Raw genomic sequence first — 19906 nt, forward strand, 5'->3', positions numbered from 1 at the left:
GGATCACGGCGACGAGGTGCCCGGCGGCCTCGTCGAGGTCGGCCTGCCAGAGGCAGTCGGGATCCTCGTTGTCGGGCAGGCCCATCATCCCGGAGTCCCGGTACCGCCCGGCGCCGCCGAGCAGCCGGACGTCCGTGACGCCCAGCTCCCTCGTCGCCGCGGCGAGCTCCTGGTGCCGGTGGGCGCCGAGCGCGGCCCCGGCAAGGTGCCGCAGCCCGGGCGGGATGACCTCGCCCCGCTCACCGAGCGTGCAGGTCACCAGGGTCACCTGGGCACCCTCGGCCGCGTACCGGGCCATGGTCGCACCGTTGTTGATCGACTCGTCGTCGGGATGCGCGTGCACCAGTAGCAGACGCCGAGCGGGCAGTTCCGTCATGCCCCCACCCTACGAGGCGACGTCCCCCTCCCCGTATCCCGGCGCCGCGAGAGAGGGGAGGTCTGGTGCCGGCGAGGCCGCTCAGAACTTGATGCTGCCGATCATCCCCGCGATGTTCGTGGTGAGTTCGCTGATCGTGGGGGCGACCGTGGAAGAGGCGAGGTAGAAGCCCAGGAGCATGCACACGATCGCGTGGCCGGTCTTCAGGCCGGACTTCTTGATCAGCAAGAAGACGATGATCGCCAGCAGCACCACCGCCGAAATCGAGAGTGCCACGGCGGCTCACCTCCAAAGATCCCAGGACGCGGGGGTGTCGGGGGGTCGGGGGGTCAGGGTCTCGGTCGGACGGACGGTCGAACGGTGGGACGGTGGGACGGTGGGACACGGACGCACTGGACGGACCGGACGAACCGGGAAAGCAGATAAATCCACACAACGGGCAGCACTTACATACCCACTATGCGCTAGTGATCATAACTATCCGCACGCGCGCACCGGCCCGCGCACAGCCGCACAAGGGGGCGCATGGCCAATATGGTCGGGGCATGACGACCGAGCCTGTCTCCTTCCCCCGACGGCACGCGCGTACCCAGCGTTTCACGCTCGGCGCGCCGCGCGCGTTCACCGTGGCCCCCGACGCTTCCCGCGTCGTGTTCCTGCGCTCCGACTCCGGTACGGACCGGGCGAATTCGCTGTGGGTCCTCGACCTGGGCGACCGCGGGGAGCGCGTGGCCGCGGACCCGCGCGCCCTTCTCGGCGGCGCCGGCGAACATCTCTCACCCGAGGAGCGGGCGCGCCGTGAGCGCAGCCGCGAGGGCGGCGCGGGGATCGTCGGGTACGCCACCGACACAGCCGTCGAGTTGGCGTCTTTCGCCTTGTCAGGGCGGCTTTTCACGGCCGAGCTCAGGGCCGGTACGGCCCGCGAACTGCCCGTCCCCGGACCGGTGATCGACCCGCGCCCCTCCCCCGACGGGCGGCATGTCGCCTACGTCGCGGGCGGCGCCCTGCGCGTGGTGGGCGCCGAGGGCGAGGACGACCGGCCGCTCGCCGAGCCGGAGTCGGAGTCCGTGACGTACGGGCTCGCCGAGTTCGTCGCGGCCGAGGAGATGGACCGCTCGCGGGGCTTCTGGTGGGCGCCGGAGTCGGACCGGCTGCTGGTGGCGCGGGTGGACGACACGCCGGTGGGGCGCTGGTGGATCTCCGACCCCGCGCAGCCGGACCGTGAGCCCGCCCACGTCCGCTACCCGGCCGCCGGCACCGCGAACGCGGACGTACGGCTGTTCGTGATCGGCCTGGACGGGACGCGCACGGAGGTCGTCTGGGACCGGGCCCGCTACCCGTATCTGGCGCGTGTGCACTGGTCAGAGGCGGGTGCGCCGCTGCTCCTGGTGCAGGCGCGGGACCAGCGCAGCCAGCTGTACCTGGCCGTGGACCCGGCCTCGGGGGCGACCCGGATGGTGCACGCCGACGAAGATCCAACTTGGCTTGATCTTTTCCCCGGAGTGCCCTGCTGGAGCCCCTCCGGACAGCTCGTGCGGATCGCGGACGAGGGCGGCGCGCGGGTGCTGGCCGTGGGCGAACGGCCCCTGACCGGGCCGCAGTTGCACATCCGGGCGGTCCTCGACGTCTCGGACGACGACGTGCTGGTCTCCGCCTCGGCCGGCGAGGAGGCGACCGACCCGGAGACCGGCGAGGTGCACGTCTATCGGGTCAACGAGCTGGGCGTGGAGCGCGTGACCAAGGAAGCGGGCGTGCACTCCGCCGTGCGCGCCGGGGGCGTGACCGTCCTCGTCTCCGCCGCGCTCGGCCGGCCGGGCGCCCTGGTGCGGGTGTTCCGGAACGGCGAGCAGACGGCGCTCATCGCCTCCCGTGCCGAGGATCCCGGTTTGTCCCCGCGCGTGACCCTCACCCAGGGGGGCGCACGCCGCATCCCGTGCGCCGTGCTTATGCCTACGGACTACCCCGGTGACACCTCCACGTCGGCCTCCGCCCCCACTCCCCTGCCCGTCCTCCTCGACCCCTACGGCGGCCCGCACGGCCCCCGTGTCGTCGCCGCGCACAACGCGTACCTCACCTCCCAGTGGTTCGCCGACCAGGGCTTCGCGGTGGTCGTCGCCGACGGCCGGGGCACCCCCGGCCGCTCCCCCGCCTGGGAGAAGGCCGTCCACCACGACTTCACGCGCACCCTCGACGACCAGATCGAGGCCCTGCACGACCTCGCCAAGACCCACCCGCTCGACCTGAACAGGGTGGCGATCCGCGGCTGGTCCTACGGCGGGTATCTCGCCGCCCTGGCCGTGCTGCGCCGCCCGGACGTCTTCCACGCCGGCGTCGCGGGGGCCCCGGTCACCGACTGGCGCCTCTACGACACCCACTACACCGAGCGGTACCTGGGCGACCCGGCCGCCGAGGCCGAGACGTACGCAAGGAACTCCCTCGTCACCGACGAGGGACTGTCCGGCGCCGCCGAGCCGCACCGCCCGCTGATGATCGTGCACGGCCTCGCCGACGACAACGTGGTGGTCGCGCACGCCCTGCGGCTGTCCTCCGCGCTGCTCGCCGCCGGCCGCCCGCACGAGGTCCTCCCGCTGTCCGGGGTCACCCACATGACCCCGCAGGAACAGGTCGCCGAGAACCTGCTGCTGCTCCAGGTGGACTTCCTCAAGCGCTCGCTGGGCATGGCCTGACGGCACGGCAACGGGCCGGTCCCGCCCCGACTCCACGGTCAGGGCGGTCCCGGCCCGTCCACGGCACCCGCACGGCCGTACGCCGTCCATCATCGGGTGTCCGTATATCGGTGCCGCTTCCACGAAGTTGCCTGCGCGTTAACGGACTTGGCGTGCCTACAGCGGCTGCGGCTTCAGCGGCTCCGTGCTCGCGAAGAGGCAGGCCGAGTCGTGGGCGGCCGGGCCGGTGGTGCCCAGGAACTGCTCGGGGACCGCGAGCGCCGGCACCTCGAGCGCGCAGCGCTCGCGCGCCTTGAAGCAGCGGGTGCGGAACCGGCAGCCTGAGGGGATGGCGGCCGGGGAGGGCACGTCACCGGCGAGGATGATCCGCCGGCGGCGCTCGCGCGCCTCCGGGTCGGGCACGGGCACGGCGGACAGCAGCGCCTGGGTGTAGGGGTGGGTGGCGTGGTCGTAGATCTGCTCGTGCGTGCCCGTCTCGACGATCCGGCCCAGGTACATGACCCCCACCCGGTCGGAGATGTGCCGGACGATCGACAGGTCGTGCGCGATGAAGACGTAACTCAGGTCGAAGTCGTGCTGGAGGCGCTCCAGCAGGTTGATCACCTGGGCCTGGACCGACACGTCGAGCGCCGAGACCGGCTCGTCCGCGACGATGATCTCCGGGCGCAGTGCCAGACCGCGGGCGATGCCGATGCGCTGGCGCTGGCCGCCGGAGAACTGGTGCGGGTAGCGGTTGATGTACTCCGGGTTGAGGCCGACGACGTCCAGCAGCTCCTGCACCTTGCGGCGCCGGTCGCCCTTCGGGGCCACCTCCGGGTGGATCTCGAAGGGCTCCCCGACGATGTCGCCCACCGTCATGCGCGGGTTGAGCGAGGTGTACGGGTCCTGGAACACCATCTGGATGTTCCGGCGGACCGCCTTCAGCGCACGCCCGGACAGCCTGGTGATGTCCTCGCCCCGGTAGCGGATCTCGCCCGCCGTGGGCCGCTCCAGGTTGCACAGCAGCCTGGCGACCGTGGACTTGCCGCAGCCGGACTCGCCCACGATGCCCAGGGTCTCGCCCCGGGCGAGGGTGAAGTCGACGCCGTCGACGGCCCTGACCGATCCCACCTGCTTCCTGAACAGGACACCCCGGGTGAGCGGGTAGTGCTTGACCAGCCCGCTGACCTCGAGGATCGGTTCGGCCGACGGCTCAGCCATCCAGGCACTCCCTCCAGAAGTGGCAGGCGGACCCGCGCTGCTCGTTCACCTCGTACAGCGGTGGCACGTCCGTGCGGCACACGTCCCGGGCCATCGGGCAGCGTGGGTGGAAGGGGCAGCCGGAGGGGATGCGCAGGAGGCTGGGCGGCAGGCCCTTGATGGCGTAGAGCTCCCGGCCCTTCTGGTCCAGGCGCGGGATGGAGTCCAGCAGGCCGCGGGTGTAGGGGTGGGCGGGCGCCTTGTAGAGGTCGTGGACGGGGGCCGACTCGACGATCCGGCCCGCGTACATCACCGCGATCCGGTCGGCGACGTCGGCGACCACGCCGAGGTCGTGGGTGATGAGGATCAGACCCATGCGGTACTCGTGCTGGAGTTCGGCGAGCAGATCCATGACCTGGGCCTGGACGGTCACGTCGAGGGCGGTGGTCGGCTCGTCGGCGATGACCAGCGCCGGCTCCAGGGCCAGCGCCATGGCGATCATGATGCGCTGGCGCATGCCGCCGGAGAACTGGTGCGGGTAGTCGCGCACGCGCTGGGCGGCGGCCGGGATGCGGACCCGGTCCATCAGCTCCACCGCCTTCGCCCGCGCCTCCTTGCGCGACAGGCCCCGGTGCACGGTGAACATCTCGCCGAGCTGGTCGCCCACGGTCAGCACCGGGTTCAGGGCGGACAGCGCGTCCTGGAAGATCATCGCCATGTCCGCGCCGCGGATCCGCCGGCGCTCGTCCTCCTTGAGGGTCAGCAGGTCGGTGCCCCGGAAGAGGATCCGCCCGCCGGTGATCCTGCCGGGCGGCATGTCGAGGATGCCCATGACGGCCTGGGCGGTGACGGACTTGCCGGAGCCGGACTCCCCGAGCACGGCGAGCGTCTCGCCCGCGTCCACGGCGTAGGTGACCCCGTTGACGGCGTGGGCGACCCCGTCCCGGGTGCGGAACTCGACATGCAGGTCACGGACTTCGAGCAGCATGCCGCCGTCACCTCAGCTTCGGGTCGAGGGCGTCGCGCACGGCGTCGCCGAGCATGATGAAGGCCAGCACCGTGATCGCCAGGGCCCCGGCGGGCCACAGCAGCGCGTGCGGGGCGTTGCGGACGTAGGGGGAGGCGGCGGAGATGTCGATGCCCCAGGACACGCTGGGCGGTTTCAGCCCGACCCCGAGGTAGGACAGGGTGGCCTCCAGCGCGATGTAGGTGCCGAGCGCGATGGTGGCGACGACGATCACCGGGGCCACGGCGTTGGGCGCGATGTGGCGCAGCAGGATGCGGGTGTCCGAGGCGCCGAGGGCGCGGGCGGCCTGCACGTAGTCGTGCTGTTTGGCGGTGATGACCGCGCCGCGTGCGATGCGGGAGATCTGCGGCCAGCCCAGCAGCACGATGAACCCCACGACCGGCCAGACGGTGTTGCTGGTCACCACGGACAGCAGCACCAGGCCGCCGAGGACGACCGGGATGGCGAAGAAGATGTCGGTGACCCGGGACAGGACGGCGTCCCAGACGCCGCCGAAGTATCCGGCGAGGGCGCCCAGGACGGAGCCCAGGACGGCCACTCCGGCGGTCGCGCAGACGCCGACCGTGACGGAGGCGCGGGCGCCGTGGACGGTGCGGGTGTAGACGTCGCAGCCCTGGCCGTCGTAGCCGAAGGGGTGGCCGGGGCGTGGGCCGTCCTGGGCGCGGGCCAGGTCGCAGCGCAGCGGGTTGCCGGGGGCGATCAGGGACGGCCAGACGGCGATCAGGACCAGGAAGCAGATGACCAGCGCGGAGAGCAGGAAGACGGGATTGCGGCGCAGGTCCCGCCAGGCGTCGGACCACAGGGAGCGGGGCCGGTCCTGCGGGCCGGGCCCGCCCGTGGCGGCGGAACCCGCCGGGCCGTCCGGGCCGTCCGACGCGCGTTCCAGAGTGGTCGCCTCGCTCGCCGCGAGGTCCATGCCGCCGCCCATGCCGGTGCCCGCGACGGCGCCCTCGGGCTCGTGCGGCTGCGGCTGCGGCTGTTGCCGTGACCGAGGCGGCGGCTCAGGCATAGCGGATCCTCGGGTCGAGTACGGCGTACAGGATGTCCACGAGCAGGTTGGCGACCAGGAAGACCAGGACCAGGACGGTGACGAAGCCGACCACGGTCTGGGTGTTCTGGCGGAGGATGCCCTGGTAGAGCTGGTAGCCGACGCCGTGGATGTTGAAGATGCGCTCGGTGAGGATGGCGCCGCCCATCAGCGCCCCGATGTCGGTGCCGATGAAGGTGACCACGGGGATGAGCGAGTTGCGCAGCAGGTGCCGGACGACCACGCGGCGGCGGGGCAGGCCCTTGGCGACGGCCGTGCGGACGTAGTCGGCGCGCCGGTTCTCGGCGATGGAGGTGCGGGTCAGGCGGGTGACGTAGGCGAGGGAGACGGAGGCGAGGACCAGGCCCGGCACGATCAGCTCGTCGAGGGTGGCCTCCGGCGGGACCGCCGGTCTGATCCACTCCCACTTGACGCCGAGCAGCAGCTGGAGCAGCAGCCCGGTGACGAAGGTGGGGACGGAGATGACGACGAGGGTGCCCAGCAGGACGGCGGTGTCCACGGGCCGGCCGCGGCGCAGCCCGGTCACCACCCCCAGGGTGATGCCGATGACGACCTCGAAGACGATCGCGACGATGGTCAGCCGGACGGTGACGGGGAACGCCGTGGACATCAGCTCGGTGACGGGCTGGCCGTTGAACGCCGTGCCGAAGTCGCCGGTGAAGACGTTGCCCATGTAGGTCGCGTACTGCTGCCACAGGGGCTTGTCGAGGCCGAACTCCCGCTTGAGCTGGGCGGCGGTCGCGGTGTCGCAGGCGCGCTCGCCGCACAGGCCGGCGATGGGGTCGCCCATGACGTTGACCATGAGGAAGATCAGCAGGGTGGCCCCGATGAACACCGGGATCATCTGGAGCAGCCGCCGCGCGACATAGCGTCCCATGGCGGTTCAGCCGACCCTGATCTCGTCGTAGACGGGGACGCTGAAGGGATTGAGCGCCACGTCGTGCAGCCGGTCGGAGTAGCCCGCGCTGCCGTTCTGATACCACAGCGGAATGGCGGCCATGTTGTCGCGGACGACACCCTCGGCCTGCTGGAAGAGGCCGATCGCCGCCGCCTTGTCGGTCTCGGCGTTGGCCCGGTCGACGAGCCGGTCGAAGTCCTTGTTCGACCACTTGCCGTCGTTGGAGGAGGCGTTCGTGTAGTACAGCGGCTGGAGGAAGTTCTGGATCAGCGGGTAGTCCATCTGCCAGCCGGCCCGGAACGGCCCGCTCATCGTGTGCCGCGAGATCCGGTTGCGGAAGTCGGCGAAGGTGCCGACCGGGTTGCCGACGCAGGCGTGGTCGTTGCCGAGGGCGTTGTTGATGGAGTTGCACACGGCGTCCACCCATTCCTTGTGCGAGCCCGTGTCCGCGTTGTAGGTGATCCGCACCTGGCCCCCCGGCAGTCCGCCGCCCTCCTGGACCAGCCTCCTGGCCTCGGCGGGGTGGTACTCGCAGGCCCGGCCGCACAGCCCCGCCTTGTAGCCGCCGTCCGTGCCGAGGACCGGGGAGGTCCAGTCGGTGGCCGGGGTGCGGGTGCCGCGGAAGAGGGTCCGGGTGATCTGCGCGCGGTTGATGGCCATCGACAGCCCGGTGCGCACCTTGCGGGCCCCGTCGGTGTTCCACGCCTTGTCGTAGAACGGGAACGCCAGGGTCTGGAGGATGCCGGCCGGGGTGTTGATGTAGCGGCCGTCCAGGTCGGAGCGGACGTTCTTGAGCTGGCCGGCGGGGATGTCGTCGACCAGGTCGAGGTTGCCGGCCAGCACGTCGGTGTAGGCGGTGTTGCTGTCGGTGTAGACCAGCAGGGTCACGCCGTCGTTGCGCGCCTTGTCGGGGCCCGGGTAGCCGTCCCACTTCTTCAGGTACATCTGGGCGCCCTTGGTGTACGACTCGATGGTGTACGGGCCGTTGCCGACGGGCTTGTCCAGCCAGGCCTTGTGGTGGGTGAAGAAGGTGCGGGGCAGCGGGGCGAAGGCGGCGTAGCCGAGGGTGTCGGGGAAGGAGGAGAACTTCTGGTTCAGCCGGACGGTGAAGGTCCGCGGGCCGGTGACCTTCAGCCCGGAGAGGGTGTCGGCACTCTGCCTGCCGCTGTCGGGGTGGACCTTGTCGTAGCCCTCGATGTAGCCGAAGAAGTACGCGTTCTTCTGGTTGTTGCGCAGGCTCGCGCCGTAGTTCCAGGCGTCGACGAAGGAGCGGGCGGTGACGGGTTCGCCGTTGCTGAAGCGCCAGCCGGGCCTGACGGTGACGGTGTAGGTGCGCGAGTCGCTCGTCTCGATCTTCTCGGCGAGCATGTTCTCGGCCTTGCCGGTCCTCGGGTCGTACCGCTTCAGCCCGCGGAAGACCATGTCGAGCACCTTGCCGCCCTGCACCTCGTTGGTGTTGGCGGGCTCCAGCGGGTTCTGCGGGTCCCCCCAGGACGAGCTGAGCACACGGCCGCCTGCGACGCCCACACCGCTCCCGCAGGCGGCGAGCGGCAGCACGGCCGCCACCACGCCCAGGGCCCACGTCACGCGCGTGCGTGCACGCATGGGCGCCTCCTCGGGTGGTGCGGTGTGCGATCGGGGGCGGGCCGCGGGGCTGACGGACCCGAGGACATATCAGCGCATCAACCGCATATCGCACACCCGCCACACCGGCGGCGGCCCGACTCCAGCCGGACGGCTCAGCCACCCGGTACCCCTGTCCGGCGGCCCGGCGCCCCTGTTCCGGCGGGCCGGCGCCCCCTGACTCACGGCACGCGCCTCGCCGGCTCACCGCGGGCACGAAAAACGCCGGTTCCCGGCACCCCTGTTCCGGGGTGCCGGGAACCGGCGAACGCGCTCGGAGGCTACGCCGCGTGGACGACGTCCTTCTCCTCGGCGAAGTGGCAGGCCGACTCGTGGGCGGCCGGGGAGTCCGAACCCTTGAAGCGCTCGGGGATGGCGAGGAGCGGGATCTCCTCGGCGCACTTGTCCTGCGCCTTCCAGCAGCGGGTGCGGAAGCGGCAGCCCGAGGGCGGGTTGGCCGGGGAGGGCACGTCGCCGGTGAGGATGATCCGCTCGCGGTGCTCGCGGGCGTCCGGGTCCGGCACCGGGACCGCGGACAGCAGCGCCTGGGTGTAGGGGTGCGTCGGGTGGTCGTAGATCTGCTCGTCCGTGCCGATCTCGGCCATCTTGCCGAGGTACATCACGCCCACGCGGTCCGAGATGTGCCGGACGATGGACAGGTCGTGCGCGATGAAGATGTAGGAGAGGTTGAACTCGTCCTGCAGTCCCTCCATCAGGTTGATGACCTGCGCCTGGACCGACACGTCCAGCGCGGAGACCGGCTCGTCGCAGATGATGACCTCGGGGTTGAGCGCGAGGCCGCGGGCGATGCCGATGCGCTGGCGCTGACCGCCGGAGAACTGGTGCGGGTAGCGGTTGATGTACTCCGGGTTGAGGCCGACGACGTCCAGCAGCTCCTGCACCTTGCGGCGCCGGTCGCCCTTCGGGGCCGCCTCCGGGTGGATCTCGAAGGGCTCGCCGATGATGTCGCCCACCGTCATGCGCGGGTTCAGCGAGGTGTACGGGTCCTGGAACACCATCTGGATGTTCCGGCGGACCGCCTTCAGCGCACGCCCGGACAGCTTGGTGATGTCCTGGCCCTTGTAGAAGATCTCGCCGGCCGTCGCCTGCTCCAGGTTCATCAGGAGCTTGGCCACCGTCGACTTGCCGCAGCCGGACTCGCCCACGATGCCCAGGGTCTCGCCCTGGTACAGGTCGAAGGAGACGCCGTCGACGGCCTTGACCGCGCCGACCTGCTTCTTGAACAGGATGCCCTGGGTCAGCGGGAAGTGCTTCTTCAGGTCGCGCACCTGAAGGATCGGCTCGCCGCGCTCGACGGGCGCCTCGATCGCGGCGACCGCCTCCGCCTCGGAGTGGGCGTCGACGACGTCCACCTCGGAGACGTTCGGCGTGGCGTCCTGCGGCTCGTCGGTCTTGCTGAGCTCAGCCATGGATCGTCTCCTTCCAGAAGTGGCACGCCGAGGCGCGGCCCGTCAGCTCGCCGCCGTCGCGCTCGGTGACCGGCAGCAGGTCCGGGATCTGCGTACGGCAGATGTCCTGGGCCTTGGGGCAGCGCGGGTTGAAGGCGCAGCCGGCCGGGACACGCAGCAGGTTGGGCGGCAGGCCCTTGATCGCGTACAGCTCCTGGCCCTTCTGGTCCAGGCGCGGGATCGAGTCCAGCAGACCCCGCGTGTACGGGTGCGCCGGCCGCTTGTACAGCTCGTGGACCGGTGCCTGCTCCACGATGCGGCCCGCGTACATCACCGCGATCTTGTCGGCGACGTCGGCGACCACGCCGAGGTCGTGGGTGATGAGGATCAGACCCATGTTGTACTCGCGCTGGAGCTCCGCGAGCAGGTCCATGACCTGGGCCTGGACCGTCACGTCGAGGGCCGTGGTCGGCTCGTCGGCGATGATCAGATCCGGCTCCAGGGCCAGCGCCATGGCGATCATGATGCGCTGGCGCATGCCGCCGGAGAACTGGTGCGGGTAGTCGTTGACGCGGGCCGCGGCGGCCGGGATCTTCACCCGGTCCATCAGCTCGATCGCCTTGGCCTTGGCGTCCTTCTTGGACAGGCCCTGGTGGACGCGGAACATCTCGCCCAGCTGGTAGCCGACGGTCAGCACCGGGTTCAGCGAGCTGAGCGCGTCCTGGAAGATCATGGCGATGCGCCGGCCACGGATCTTGCGGCGCTCCTCGCCGGACATGGTCAGCATGTCCTGTCCGCGGAAGCGGATCTCCCCCTGGGGGATCTTCGCCGGCGGCATGTCGAGGATGCCCATGATGGCCTGCGCGGTGACGGACTTGCCGGAGCCGGACTCGCCGAGCACGGCGAGCGTCTCGCCCGCGTTCACGCTGTAGTTGACGCCGTTGACGGCCTTGACCACGCCGTCACGGGTGTGGAACTCGACGTGCAGGTCCCGCACGTCCAGCAGCGGGCCGCCGTCCGCCCCGGCGTCGCGGGGCGACGGCGCGGGCACGACTTCTTCGATGGTGGTCACGTACGCCTCCCTCAGCGCGTCTTCGGGTCGAGGGCGTTGCGGACCGCCTCACCGAGCATGATGAACGCCAGCACCGTGATGCTGAGCATGATGGACGGGTAGAGCATGATCCACTTCGCTACCCGGATGGAGTTGCCTCCGTCGGAGATGTCGTTGCCCCACGACACGCCGTTCAGGCCGAGGCCCAGGAAGGACAGCGTGGCCTCGGCGCCGATGTAGACGCCGAGCGAGATGGTGGCGACGACGATCACCGGCGCCACCGCGTTGGGCAGCACATGGCGCATGAGGATGCGCCCGGTTCCCGCGCCGAGGGCCCTGGCGGCCTGTACGTAGTCCGTCGACTTCACGGTGATCACCGCGCCGCGCATCACACGGGCGGTCTGCGTCCAGCCGAGGAAGGCCAGGGCGGCGATGACGACCGGGATGGTGCGGTCGGTGAAGGAGTTCAGCATCACCATCGTGCCGAGCAGGAACGGGATGCCGAAGAACATGTCCGTCACCCGGGACAGGACCGCGTCGAGCCAGCCGCCGAAGTAACCGGCGATCATGCCGATCAGACCGCCGACGACGGTCACCACGAGGGTGGTTCCGGCGCCGACCAGCAGCGAGGCGCGGGTGCCGTAGATGGCACGGGTGTACACGCTGCGGCCCTGGGCGTCGTAGCCCAGCCAGTCGGCCGAGAACACATGGCCGTAGCGCGGGTGCTGGAGGTAGTGGTTGGCCAGGTCCTTGTTGTTCGGGTCGGCGCCCGTGAACAGGCTGGGCCAGAACGCCATCACCAGCAGGAGCAGGATCAGCACCGCGGAGACGACGAACACCCAGTTGGTGCGCAGGTCCTTCCAGGCGTCGCCCCACAGGCTGCGGGTCTTCTCCGGCTTGGGCTCGGGCAGTTCGGCGCCCGCTGCGGCGGACGCGGCGGCCGTTGCGGCCTCGTCGGCGGAGGTGGTCAGCTCAGGCATAACGGATCCTCGGGTCCAGAACCGCGTAGAGCAGGTCGACGATCAGGCTGGCGAAGAGGTACACGAGCACGAGGATGGTGACCAGCCCGACCAGCGTGGTGCCCTCCCGACGCACGATCGACTGGTAGATCGTTCCGCCCACGCCGTGGATGTTGAAGATGCCCTCGGTCACGATCGCGCCGCCCATCAGGGCACCGAGGTCGGTGCCGAGGAAGGTGACGACCGGGATGAGGGAGTTGCGCAGCAGGTGCACGCCGACCACCCGGCGGCGGGGCAGGCCCTTGGCGATGGCCGTGCGCATGAAGTCCGCCCGCATGTTCTCCGCCACCGAGGTACGGGTCAGTCGGGCCACATAGGCCAGTGAGGCGCTGGCCAGCACGATGGCCGGCAGCAGCAGCTGGCTGAAGTCGGTGTCGTCGTTCACCGAGGGTTGCAGCAGGTTCAGCTGGAAGGCGAACACCGTCTGGAGGATGTAGCCGAGCACGAAGACCGGCACCGAGATCAGCAGCAGCGTCACGAAGAGGATGACGGTGTCGGCCGCCTTGCCGGCGCGCATGCCGGAGACGACGCCGAGCACGATGCCGAGCACGGCCTCGATGGCGAACGCGAAGCCGGCGAGGCGGAGCGTCACCGGGAAGGCCTCGCCCAGGATCTCGGTGACCGGGCGGCCGCTGGCGATCTGCGTCCCGAAGTCGAGATGCAGGATCATGCCCTTCATGTAGTGCCAGTACTGGACCAGGACGGGTTGGTCGAGGCCGTACTGGTGCCGCAGCGAGCGAAGGACGGCCGGGTCCGCGCCCTTGTCACCGAAGAGCCCGCGCACGGGGTCGCCGGGCAGGGCGTAGACCATCAGGAAGATGAGCAAGGTTGTCCCGATGAAGACCGGGATCATCTGGAGCAGTCGTCGTGCGACATAGCGCCCCATGGTGCCTCCATGTCAGTCACAGCGGCAGGCCCTTTTCACCGTGCACGAGCGGCTTCCCGAAGGGATTGCGGGCATACACGGTGAAAAGGGCCCCCCGGCCGATCGGCCGACGCCGTGCCGCACCCCGCGCTGTGGGTGCGGCACGGCACACGCTGTTCGTCGTCAGCGGTTACTTCTTGACCTGAACGCCGGTCAGGATCGGGTCGCCGTCCTGGGCGTACTTGACGCCGGTGACCTTCTCCGAGTAGCCCGCGTTGACCTTGTAGTACCAGAGCGGAATGCTCGGCATGTACTTCGGCAGGTCCTTCTCGATCTGCTGGTACAGCTTCTCCGACTCGTCCAGCGTCTTGGCGCTGTCGGCCTTGGCGATCAGGTCGTCGATCTCCTTGCTGGAGAAGCCGCCCTGGTTGCCGTCGGACTTGGTGCCGTACAGGTCGCGGATGAAGTTGGAGATGAACGGGTAGTCCAGCACCCAGCCGGAGCGGTACAGCGACTTGACCTGCTTGTTGTCACGAGCGTTGGTGTCCGACTGGAAGTCGGGCTTGGAGTCGCCGGTGCACGCCACGCCGGTGGCCTTGGTGATGGAGCCGCAGACGGCCTCCACCCACTCCTTGTGACCACCGTCCGCGTTGTACTGGATGGAGATCTTGTTGCCCGGGACGCCGCCGCCCTCCTTGATGAGCTGCTTCGCCTTGGCCGGGTCGTACTTGGTGATGTCGCCGGCGGCGTTCGGCGTGTAGCCGAGGACGCCCTTGGCGACCCAGCCGGTGGCCGGCTCACGGGTGCCCTGGAGGACGGTCTTGGTGATGGTGTCGCGGTCGATCGCCATCGACAGGCCCTGGAGGACCTTGGGGTCGATGTCCTTCCACTGCTTGGTGTAGAAGGCCACGGCGATGGTCTGGATCGCGGAGTAGGACTGGTCCACGGCGCGGTCGCCCAGGTCCTGCTTGTAGACCGGCAGGTCACGCGGGGCGACCTGGCGCATCACGTCGAGGTTGCCGGACTTGAGGTCCTGGTAGGCGGTCTCGAGCTTGGAGTAGTTCTTGAAGAGCACTCCGCCGTTCTTCGCGGCGTTCGGGCCCTTGTAGTCGTCGTACTTGGCAACCTCGATCTGCTTGTCGTGCTGCCAGCTGACGAACTTGTAGGGGCCGTTGCCGATCGGGTGCTCACCCGCGGCCTTCGGGTCCTTGTAGAAGGACTCGGGCAGCGGGTCGAAGACCTCGTAGCCGAGCTTGTACACGAAGTACGGGATCGGCTTGGACAGCGTGATCGTGAAGGTGTTGTCGTCGACGACCTTCAGGCCGGACATCGAGTCCGTCTTCGGCTTGCCCTTGGCCGGGGCGACGTCGTCGTAGCCCTGGATGTCGGAGAACCAGAAGCTGTTGGTCTGCTTGTTCGCCGGGTTCGCCGCCCAGTTCCACGCCTTGACGTAGGAGGTGGCGGTCACCGGGGTGCCGTCGTGGAACTTCCAGCCGGGCTTCAGCTTGACCGTGAAGGTCTTGTTGTCCGTCGAGTCGACCGACTGGGCGTTGACCATGACGATCTTGCCGCTGGCGTCATAGTCGACAAGCCCGGAGAAGAGCGACTTGATGACGATGCTGCCGTTGGACTCCATGGTGTTCGCCGGCTGCAACGGGTGCTGGGGCTCACCCACCTCGACCGAGAACTTGCCGTTCGGGTCGACCGAGGCCTTGCTGTCGCTGCCCTTGTCGTCCCCGCCACCGCCACAGGCCGTCGCACCCAGCGCCACAACCGCGGCTATCGCAACCCACTTGGCGCTCTTGGCACCACGCATGGGGCTCCTCCTCATGAGTCCATTGGTTCACCGCATGGAGGGGCACTCGACGCATCACCGTTACCGGTGCCTGAAATGGTCAGGTGCCCCCGCGCTCGTGAGTCGGCGCCGCCAGCAGCGCGTGACCCGTTGATTCGAGCTCTACGCGCCTAACTATCTGCCATTCCGACCGGAGCGAACCACACCTTAGAGGTCTCGGTTCGATCACACCTGCCGTCTACTTCTTCCAAAATCCGGACAAACGGTTTGGTGAAAGATCCCTGCGAAACGGACTTGTTACACAACTATCGGGCAGGGGTGTCCGCATAGCGGACAAGCGGAGGTGAAAAACCAGTTGTGCGAAACGGCGGAGCGCGCTCTCGACGCCGAAGGACATCCTGACGCACCGGACAGACCGGCGCGAGGGGTCCGATAAGCCACACATTCCAGCCACTTTAACAACCCATCACGGTCCGCCGGGACCGGAGCGAGGGACCTGATACACGTTTATAGGGAAAACCCTCTACGGCCCTGACGGCACCCGCCGATTGCGGACCGAGAACGCGAGGGGCCTGCCCGGTGGCACCGGGCAGGCCCCTCGCCTCGGTCACGGCCGTCCGCTCACGTTCGTCCGCTCACGTTCGTCCGCGCACGGCCGCGGCTCACGTCAGCCGTGCTTGGCCCTGCTGGCCGCGCGGGCGCGGTCGCGCTGGTCGAGGACGACCTTGCGGATACGGACCGCCTCCGGGGTCACCTCGACGCACTCGTCGTCGCGGCAGAACTCCAGGGACTGCTCCAGGGAGAGCTTGCGCGGCGGGACGATCGACTCGGCCACGTCGGCGGTCGAGGACCGCATGTTGGTGAGCTTCTTCTCCTTGGTGATGTTGACGTCCATGTCGTCCGAGCGGGAGTTCTCGCCGACGATCATGCCCTCGTACACCTCGGTGCCGGGCTCCACGAAGAGCACACCGCGCTCCTGGAGGTTGGTCATCGCGAAGGCGGTGACGGAGCCGGAGCGGTCGGCGACCAGGGAGCCGTTGTTGCGGGTCGTCAGGGTGCCGAACCAGGGCTCGAAGCCCTCGTGGATGGAGTGGCCGATGCCCGTGCCGCGGGTCTGGGTCAGGAACTCGGTGCGGAAGCCGATCAGACCGCGGGAGGGGACGACGAACTCCATGCGGACCCAGCCGGAGCCGTGGTTGGACATGTTGTCCATACGGCCCTTGCGGACGCCCATGAGCTGCGTGACCGCGCCCATGTGCTCCTCGGGCACGTCGATCGTCATGCGCTCGACCGGCTCGTGGACCTTGCCGTCGATCTCCTTGGTGACCACCTGCGGCTTGCCGACGGTCAGCTCGTAGCCCTCGCGGCGCATGGTCTCGACGAGGATGGCCAGCGCGAGCTCGCCGCGGCCCTGGACCTCCCAGGCGTCGGGGCGCTCGGTGTCGAGGACGCGGAGCGAGACGTTGCCGATCAGCTCGCGGTCCAGACGGTCCTTGACCTGGCGGGCGGTGACCTTGCGGTCCTTGACGGCCGCCTTGGCGTCGGCGCCCTTGCCGGTGCCGCCGCGGCCCACCAGCGGGGAGGTGTTGGTGCCGATGACCATGGAGATCGCGGGCTCGTCGACCGTGATCAGCGGCAGCGCGACCGGGTTCTCCGGGTCGGCCAGGGTCTCGCCGATCATGATGTCGGGGATGCCGGCGACGGCGCAGATGTCACCCGGGCCGGCCTTCTCGGCCGGCTTGCGGGTGAGCGCCTCGGTCATCATCAGCTCGGAGATGCGGACGTTGCTGATGGAGCCGTCGCGCTTGATCCACGCGACCGTCTGGCCCTTGCGCAGCTCGCCCTGCTCCACGCGCAGCAGCGCGATACGGCCGAGGAAGTTGTCGGCGTCCAGGTTGGTGACGTGCGCCTGGAGCGGGGCCTCGGCGTCGTAGGTCGGGGCCGGGATGTGCTCCAGGATGGTGGAGAAGAACGGCTCCAGGCTGTCGGAGTCGGCCGGGACCGTGCCGTTGTCCGGCTTGGTGAGGGACGCGATGCCGTCACGGCCGCAGGCGTAGACGATCGGGAACTCGATCTGCTCCTCGTCGGCGTCCAGGTCGAGGAAGAGGTCGTAGGTCTCGTTGACGACCTCGTCGATCCTGGAGTCCGGGCGGTCCGTCTTGTTGATGCACAGGATGACGGGCAGGCGCTGCTGGAGCGCCTTGCGCAGCACGAAGCGGGTCTGCGGCAGCGGGCCCTCGGAGGCGTCCACCAGCAGCACGACGCCGTCGACCATCGACAGGCCGCGCTCGACCTCGCCGCCGAAGTCGGCGTGGCCGGGGGTGTCGATGATGTTGATCGTGATGGGGTCCCCGCCGTCCTTGGGGTGGTACTTCACCGCCGTGTTCTTGGCGAGGATCGTGATGCCCTTCTCACGCTCCAGGTCGTTCGAGTCCATCATGCGGTCGTCGACCTGGTCGAGCTGGTGGGCGGCGAAGGCACCGGCCTGCTTCAGCATGCCGTCGACGATGGTGGTCTTGCCGTGGTCGACGTGGGCGACGATGGCGACGTTGCGGATGTCGTGACGCGTAGTGGACGCGGCCATATTGAGGCGTACTCCCGGAGTGTGCGGACGGCTGCGCGTACGTCCTCGGTACGCGCGCCCTGCCGGGCTGAACACGCCACGGCCTCACCCCATGGTACGGGGCCGCTGAAGCAGCGGCCCCGCGAGGACCTCAGGACGACGGGCTCGGCGAGGGCTTCGCCCCCTTCTTCAGGAAGCCCATGTCCTCGTACACCGGTGTCTGGAAACCGAAGGCGCCCACGTTGGCGAGGGTGCGGCGGGTGGCGACGAGCTGGGGGCGCTGGTAGAGCGGGATGGAGCCGGCGGTGGCCCAGATCCGGGCGTCGGCCTTGCGGACCAGGTCCTTCTCCTCGTCCTCGTCCAGGGTGCCGATGGCCTGGGCGAAGAGCTGGTCGACCTGGTCGGTGCCGACGCGGGTGTAGTTCTGCTGGACGTTCAGGGAGCCGTCGGCGGCCGGGACGGGCTTGGCGTAGACCGGGCGGGCGTCGGTGGCGGGGTAGGCGGAGCTGGGCCAGGAGTACAGGGCGAGGTCGTACTGTCCGGCGGCGATGTGATCGCGGAAGTAGCTGTCGCCCGGGACCTTGGTGATCTCGGTGGCGATGCCGACCGCGTCGAGCATGGCCGTGATCCGGTCGGCGACCTTGCTCAGCGTGTCGGAGCCGGGGCCGGAGGGCAGCACGAAGCGGAGCGTGAGCGGCTTGCCGTTCTTGGCCACCTGCGGCACGGCCGCGGCACCGGCGGGCGCGGCGGTGCCCTTGGGGGCGTAGGCGCCGGGGGCACCGCCCTGCTTCGGGTGTTCCTGGGGGTACTGCCGGCCGTCCTGGGCGAGCTGCGGGGCACCGCGTCCGTCCGCGCCGCGGGCCTTCTCCTTGTCCTGACGGTCCTGCTTGTCCTCCGCGTCGTTCCCCTTGTGGTCGTCGCCGACGACGTACGTGCCGTCGCCCTTGTCGCCGCCGGGGGACTTCCCCGGCACGGGCCCGGCCTTGTCGCCCTCGGCGCCGGCCGCCTTCTCGCCCTTCTTCTGCTCCTTGACGGCTCCGGGCACCCAGCCCGCGTCCGCGAGCAGCGCCTTGGCCTGGGCGGTGTCCTGTCCGCCGAGCGCGTCGCTGTTGTCGGCGTAGTCCACCTGGCCGGACAGGGCGAGGTGGCTGCCGACCGGGACCGCGGGCAGGCCGAGCGGCTTCAGGGCGGTCTCGGCGAGTTCCTTGCGGTTGAGGGCGTGGGCCACCGCGTGCCGGACCCGCTCGTCGGCGAGGGGGCCGTCGGCGCCGTTGAGGGCGAGCTGGGTGAAGGCGGGCTCCAGGGACTTGCGCACCACGACGGCCTGCCGTGCCTGCTGCTGTTTCAGGGAAGCGCCCTGGGCGTCGCCGGGGTCGATGTCGGCCACGTCCACGGTGCCGTCGGCGAGCGCGGCGGCCCGCTTGTCGCGGGGCACCTCGTGCAGCACGATCTCGTTCAGTTTGGCCGGGTGGCCCCACCAGCGCGGGTTGCGGGTGAGGACGACGTCCTTGTTCTTGGTGTCGATCTTCTGTACGGCGAAGGGGCCGGCGCTGACCTTGAGCTTCTTCCGGGCCCCGTCGTTGAAGGAGTTCGCGGTGGCGGTGACGTCCTTGGGGTACAGCGGCGAGAACAGCGACTTCCAGTCGGCGTAGGGGCGGGCGAAGGTGACCCTGACCTCCAGGTCGTTGGCGCCGCGCTCGACCTTCTCGATCCGGTCGTAGCCGGCGTTGCGCGCGGTCCAGTACGCGGAGTCCTTGCCGGACAGGGCGCGCCACTGGGCGGCGAAGTCGTCGGCGCCGATCTCGCGGCCGTCGCTCCAGACCGCCTGCTGGTTGAGCTTGTAGACGACGACCTGTTTGGGTTCGGTCTCGACCACCTTGGCGGAGTCGAGGTAGTCGGCGTCGCGCTGCGGGCGTCCGCTCGCGTCGATGCGGAACATGGCGGGCAGGACGGCCTGGGCGATCCGGGTGGTGCCCGCGTCGGCGTCGGCCTGGAAGGTGTTCAGGGTCTGCGGCATCGCGTCCACGGCCCAGCGCAGGGTGCCGCCGTCGGCGACCTGGGCGCGGGCGGCGTGTGCGATGTCCTGCTTGGCCAGCGGCTTGCTGCCCTCGTCGTCGGAGCCGCAGCCGGCCAGCAGGGGCACCGCGAGGGCGCCTGCGGTCAGGAAGGCCACCGAGCGCGTCACCGCGCGCGGCCCGACACCGTCGTACGACATCTGTACTACCTCCGGTGAGCCGCTCCCGCCCGGTGGACACGGGTGGCGACACGGTAGGGACATATGCGGGGATTGTTCACATTTGGTTGTATTTTGGTGCTGATCAGATCTATGGCCCCACTGAAGAGGAAAGGGTTCGTCTGCCGGAGGC

15 protein-coding genes are annotated in these 19906 nt (G+C 69.7%); 1 reads left to right on the plus strand and 14 read right to left on the minus strand.

Annotation, left to right across the window (positions count from 1 at the left end; all coding sequences use genetic code 11):
- Positions 1-376: PIG-L family deacetylase (locus ABZ484_RS11365; protein WP_358865654.1), on the minus strand; the 376-nt coding region annotated here is incomplete at its 3' end.
- 81 nt (positions 377-457) lie between these two features.
- A complete protein-coding gene (locus ABZ484_RS11370) occupies positions 458-652 on the minus strand; it encodes a hypothetical protein (protein ID WP_358865655.1) in 195 nt (64 codons plus the stop codon).
- Positions 653-921: 269 nt separating this feature from the next.
- Here ABZ484_RS11370 and ABZ484_RS11375 point away from each other — a divergent pair, with 269 nt between their 5' ends.
- Positions 922-3063 carry a prolyl oligopeptidase family serine peptidase gene (locus ABZ484_RS11375; protein ID WP_358865656.1) on the plus strand — a complete coding sequence of 714 codons (2142 nt, stop codon included), beginning with the start codon at positions 922-924 and terminating at the stop codon, positions 3061-3063.
- Positions 3064-3219: 156 nt separating this feature from the next.
- Here the strand turns inward: ABZ484_RS11375 and ABZ484_RS11380 are convergent, their stop codons facing one another.
- From ABZ484_RS11380 to ABZ484_RS11435, 12 genes are all read right to left on the minus strand, one after another.
- A complete protein-coding gene (locus tag ABZ484_RS11380; protein ID WP_358865657.1) occupies positions 3220-4263 on the minus strand; it encodes a dipeptide ABC transporter ATP-binding protein in 1044 nt (347 codons plus the stop codon).
- On the minus strand, positions 4256-5230 hold the full coding sequence (locus tag ABZ484_RS11385; protein WP_358865658.1) for an ABC transporter ATP-binding protein: 975 nt from the start codon (positions 5228-5230) through the stop codon (positions 4256-4258). The genes ABZ484_RS11380 and ABZ484_RS11385 overlap by 8 nt, the downstream gene beginning before the upstream one ends.
- A 7-nt stretch (positions 5231-5237) precedes the next feature.
- Positions 5238-6278, minus strand: a complete 1041-nt coding sequence (locus ABZ484_RS11390; protein WP_358865659.1) for an ABC transporter permease — start codon at positions 6276-6278, stop codon at positions 5238-5240.
- On the minus strand, positions 6271-7194 hold the full coding sequence (locus tag ABZ484_RS11395; RefSeq protein ID WP_358865660.1) for an ABC transporter permease: 924 nt from the start codon (positions 7192-7194) through the stop codon (positions 6271-6273). The genes ABZ484_RS11390 and ABZ484_RS11395 overlap by 8 nt, the downstream gene beginning before the upstream one ends.
- Positions 7195-7200: 6 nt before the next feature.
- Positions 7201-8820: an ABC transporter substrate-binding protein gene (locus ABZ484_RS11400; protein ID WP_358865661.1), complete on the minus strand. Its 1620-nt coding sequence runs from the start codon at positions 8818-8820 to the stop codon at positions 7201-7203.
- Positions 8821-9119: 299 nt separating this feature from the next.
- Positions 9120-10268 carry a dipeptide ABC transporter ATP-binding protein gene (locus tag ABZ484_RS11405; protein ID WP_358865662.1) on the minus strand — a complete coding sequence of 383 codons (1149 nt, stop codon included), beginning with the start codon at positions 10266-10268 and terminating at the stop codon, positions 9120-9122.
- Positions 10261-11319 carry an ABC transporter ATP-binding protein gene (locus ABZ484_RS11410; protein WP_358865663.1) on the minus strand — a complete coding sequence of 353 codons (1059 nt, stop codon included), beginning with the start codon at positions 11317-11319 and terminating at the stop codon, positions 10261-10263. Before ABZ484_RS11410 ends, ABZ484_RS11405 begins: the two co-directional genes overlap by 8 nt.
- An 11-nt stretch (positions 11320-11330) precedes the next feature.
- The gene (locus ABZ484_RS11415) at positions 11331-12278 is read right to left on the minus strand and encodes an ABC transporter permease (protein ID WP_358865664.1); all 948 of its coding nucleotides are present in this window, start codon (positions 12276-12278) and stop codon (positions 11331-11333) included.
- Positions 12271-13203 carry an ABC transporter permease gene (locus ABZ484_RS11420; RefSeq protein ID WP_358865665.1) on the minus strand — a complete coding sequence of 311 codons (933 nt, stop codon included), beginning with the start codon at positions 13201-13203 and terminating at the stop codon, positions 12271-12273. Before ABZ484_RS11420 ends, ABZ484_RS11415 begins: the two co-directional genes overlap by 8 nt.
- Positions 13204-13372: 169 nt before the next feature.
- A complete protein-coding gene (locus ABZ484_RS11425) occupies positions 13373-14998 on the minus strand; it encodes an ABC transporter substrate-binding protein (RefSeq protein WP_358865666.1) in 1626 nt (541 codons plus the stop codon).
- 646 nt (positions 14999-15644) lie between these two features.
- Positions 15645-17561, minus strand: coding sequence for a translational GTPase TypA (typA, locus tag ABZ484_RS11430; RefSeq protein ID WP_358865667.1), 1917 nt, complete (start codon positions 17559-17561; stop codon positions 15645-15647).
- 130 nt (positions 17562-17691) lie between these two features.
- Positions 17692-19755, minus strand: a complete 2064-nt coding sequence (locus tag ABZ484_RS11435) for an ABC transporter family substrate-binding protein (RefSeq protein WP_358865668.1) — start codon at positions 19753-19755, stop codon at positions 17692-17694.
- Positions 19756-19906 lie beyond the last annotated feature (151 nt).

It is taken from the genome of Streptomyces sp. NPDC006393 (genome assembly GCF_040628575.1).
In the GTDB taxonomy this organism is placed as follows: Bacteria; Actinomycetota; Actinomycetes; order Streptomycetales; family Streptomycetaceae; genus Streptomyces.

Coding starts and splice junctions, on each gene's coding strand:
- ABZ484_RS11405 (WP_358865662.1), bottom strand. CDS start 10,268: ATGGCTGAGCTCAGCAAGACCGACGAGCCGCAGGACGCCACGCCGAAC.
- ABZ484_RS11395 (WP_358865660.1), bottom strand. CDS start 7,194: ATGGGACGCTATGTCGCGCGGCGGCTGCTCCAGATGATCCCGGTGTTC.
- ABZ484_RS11390 (WP_358865659.1), bottom strand. CDS start 6,278: ATGCCTGAGCCGCCGCCTCGGTCACGGCAACAGCCGCAGCCGCAGCCG.
- ABZ484_RS11375 (WP_358865656.1), top strand. CDS start 922: ATGACGACCGAGCCTGTCTCCTTCCCCCGACGGCACGCGCGTACCCAG.
- ABZ484_RS11435 (WP_358865668.1), bottom strand. CDS start 19,755: ATGTCGTACGACGGTGTCGGGCCGCGCGCGGTGACGCGCTCGGTGGCC.
- typA (WP_358865667.1), bottom strand. CDS start 17,561: ATGGCCGCGTCCACTACGCGTCACGACATCCGCAACGTCGCCATCGTC.
- ABZ484_RS11425 (WP_358865666.1), bottom strand. CDS start 14,998: ATGCGTGGTGCCAAGAGCGCCAAGTGGGTTGCGATAGCCGCGGTTGTG.
- ABZ484_RS11380 (WP_358865657.1), bottom strand. CDS start 4,263: ATGGCTGAGCCGTCGGCCGAACCGATCCTCGAGGTCAGCGGGCTGGTC.
- ABZ484_RS11420 (WP_358865665.1), bottom strand. CDS start 13,203: ATGGGGCGCTATGTCGCACGACGACTGCTCCAGATGATCCCGGTCTTC.
- ABZ484_RS11415 (WP_358865664.1), bottom strand. CDS start 12,278: ATGCCTGAGCTGACCACCTCCGCCGACGAGGCCGCAACGGCCGCCGCG.
- ABZ484_RS11385 (WP_358865658.1), bottom strand. CDS start 5,230: ATGCTGCTCGAAGTCCGTGACCTGCATGTCGAGTTCCGCACCCGGGAC.
- ABZ484_RS11400 (WP_358865661.1), bottom strand. CDS start 8,820: ATGCGTGCACGCACGCGCGTGACGTGGGCCCTGGGCGTGGTGGCGGCC.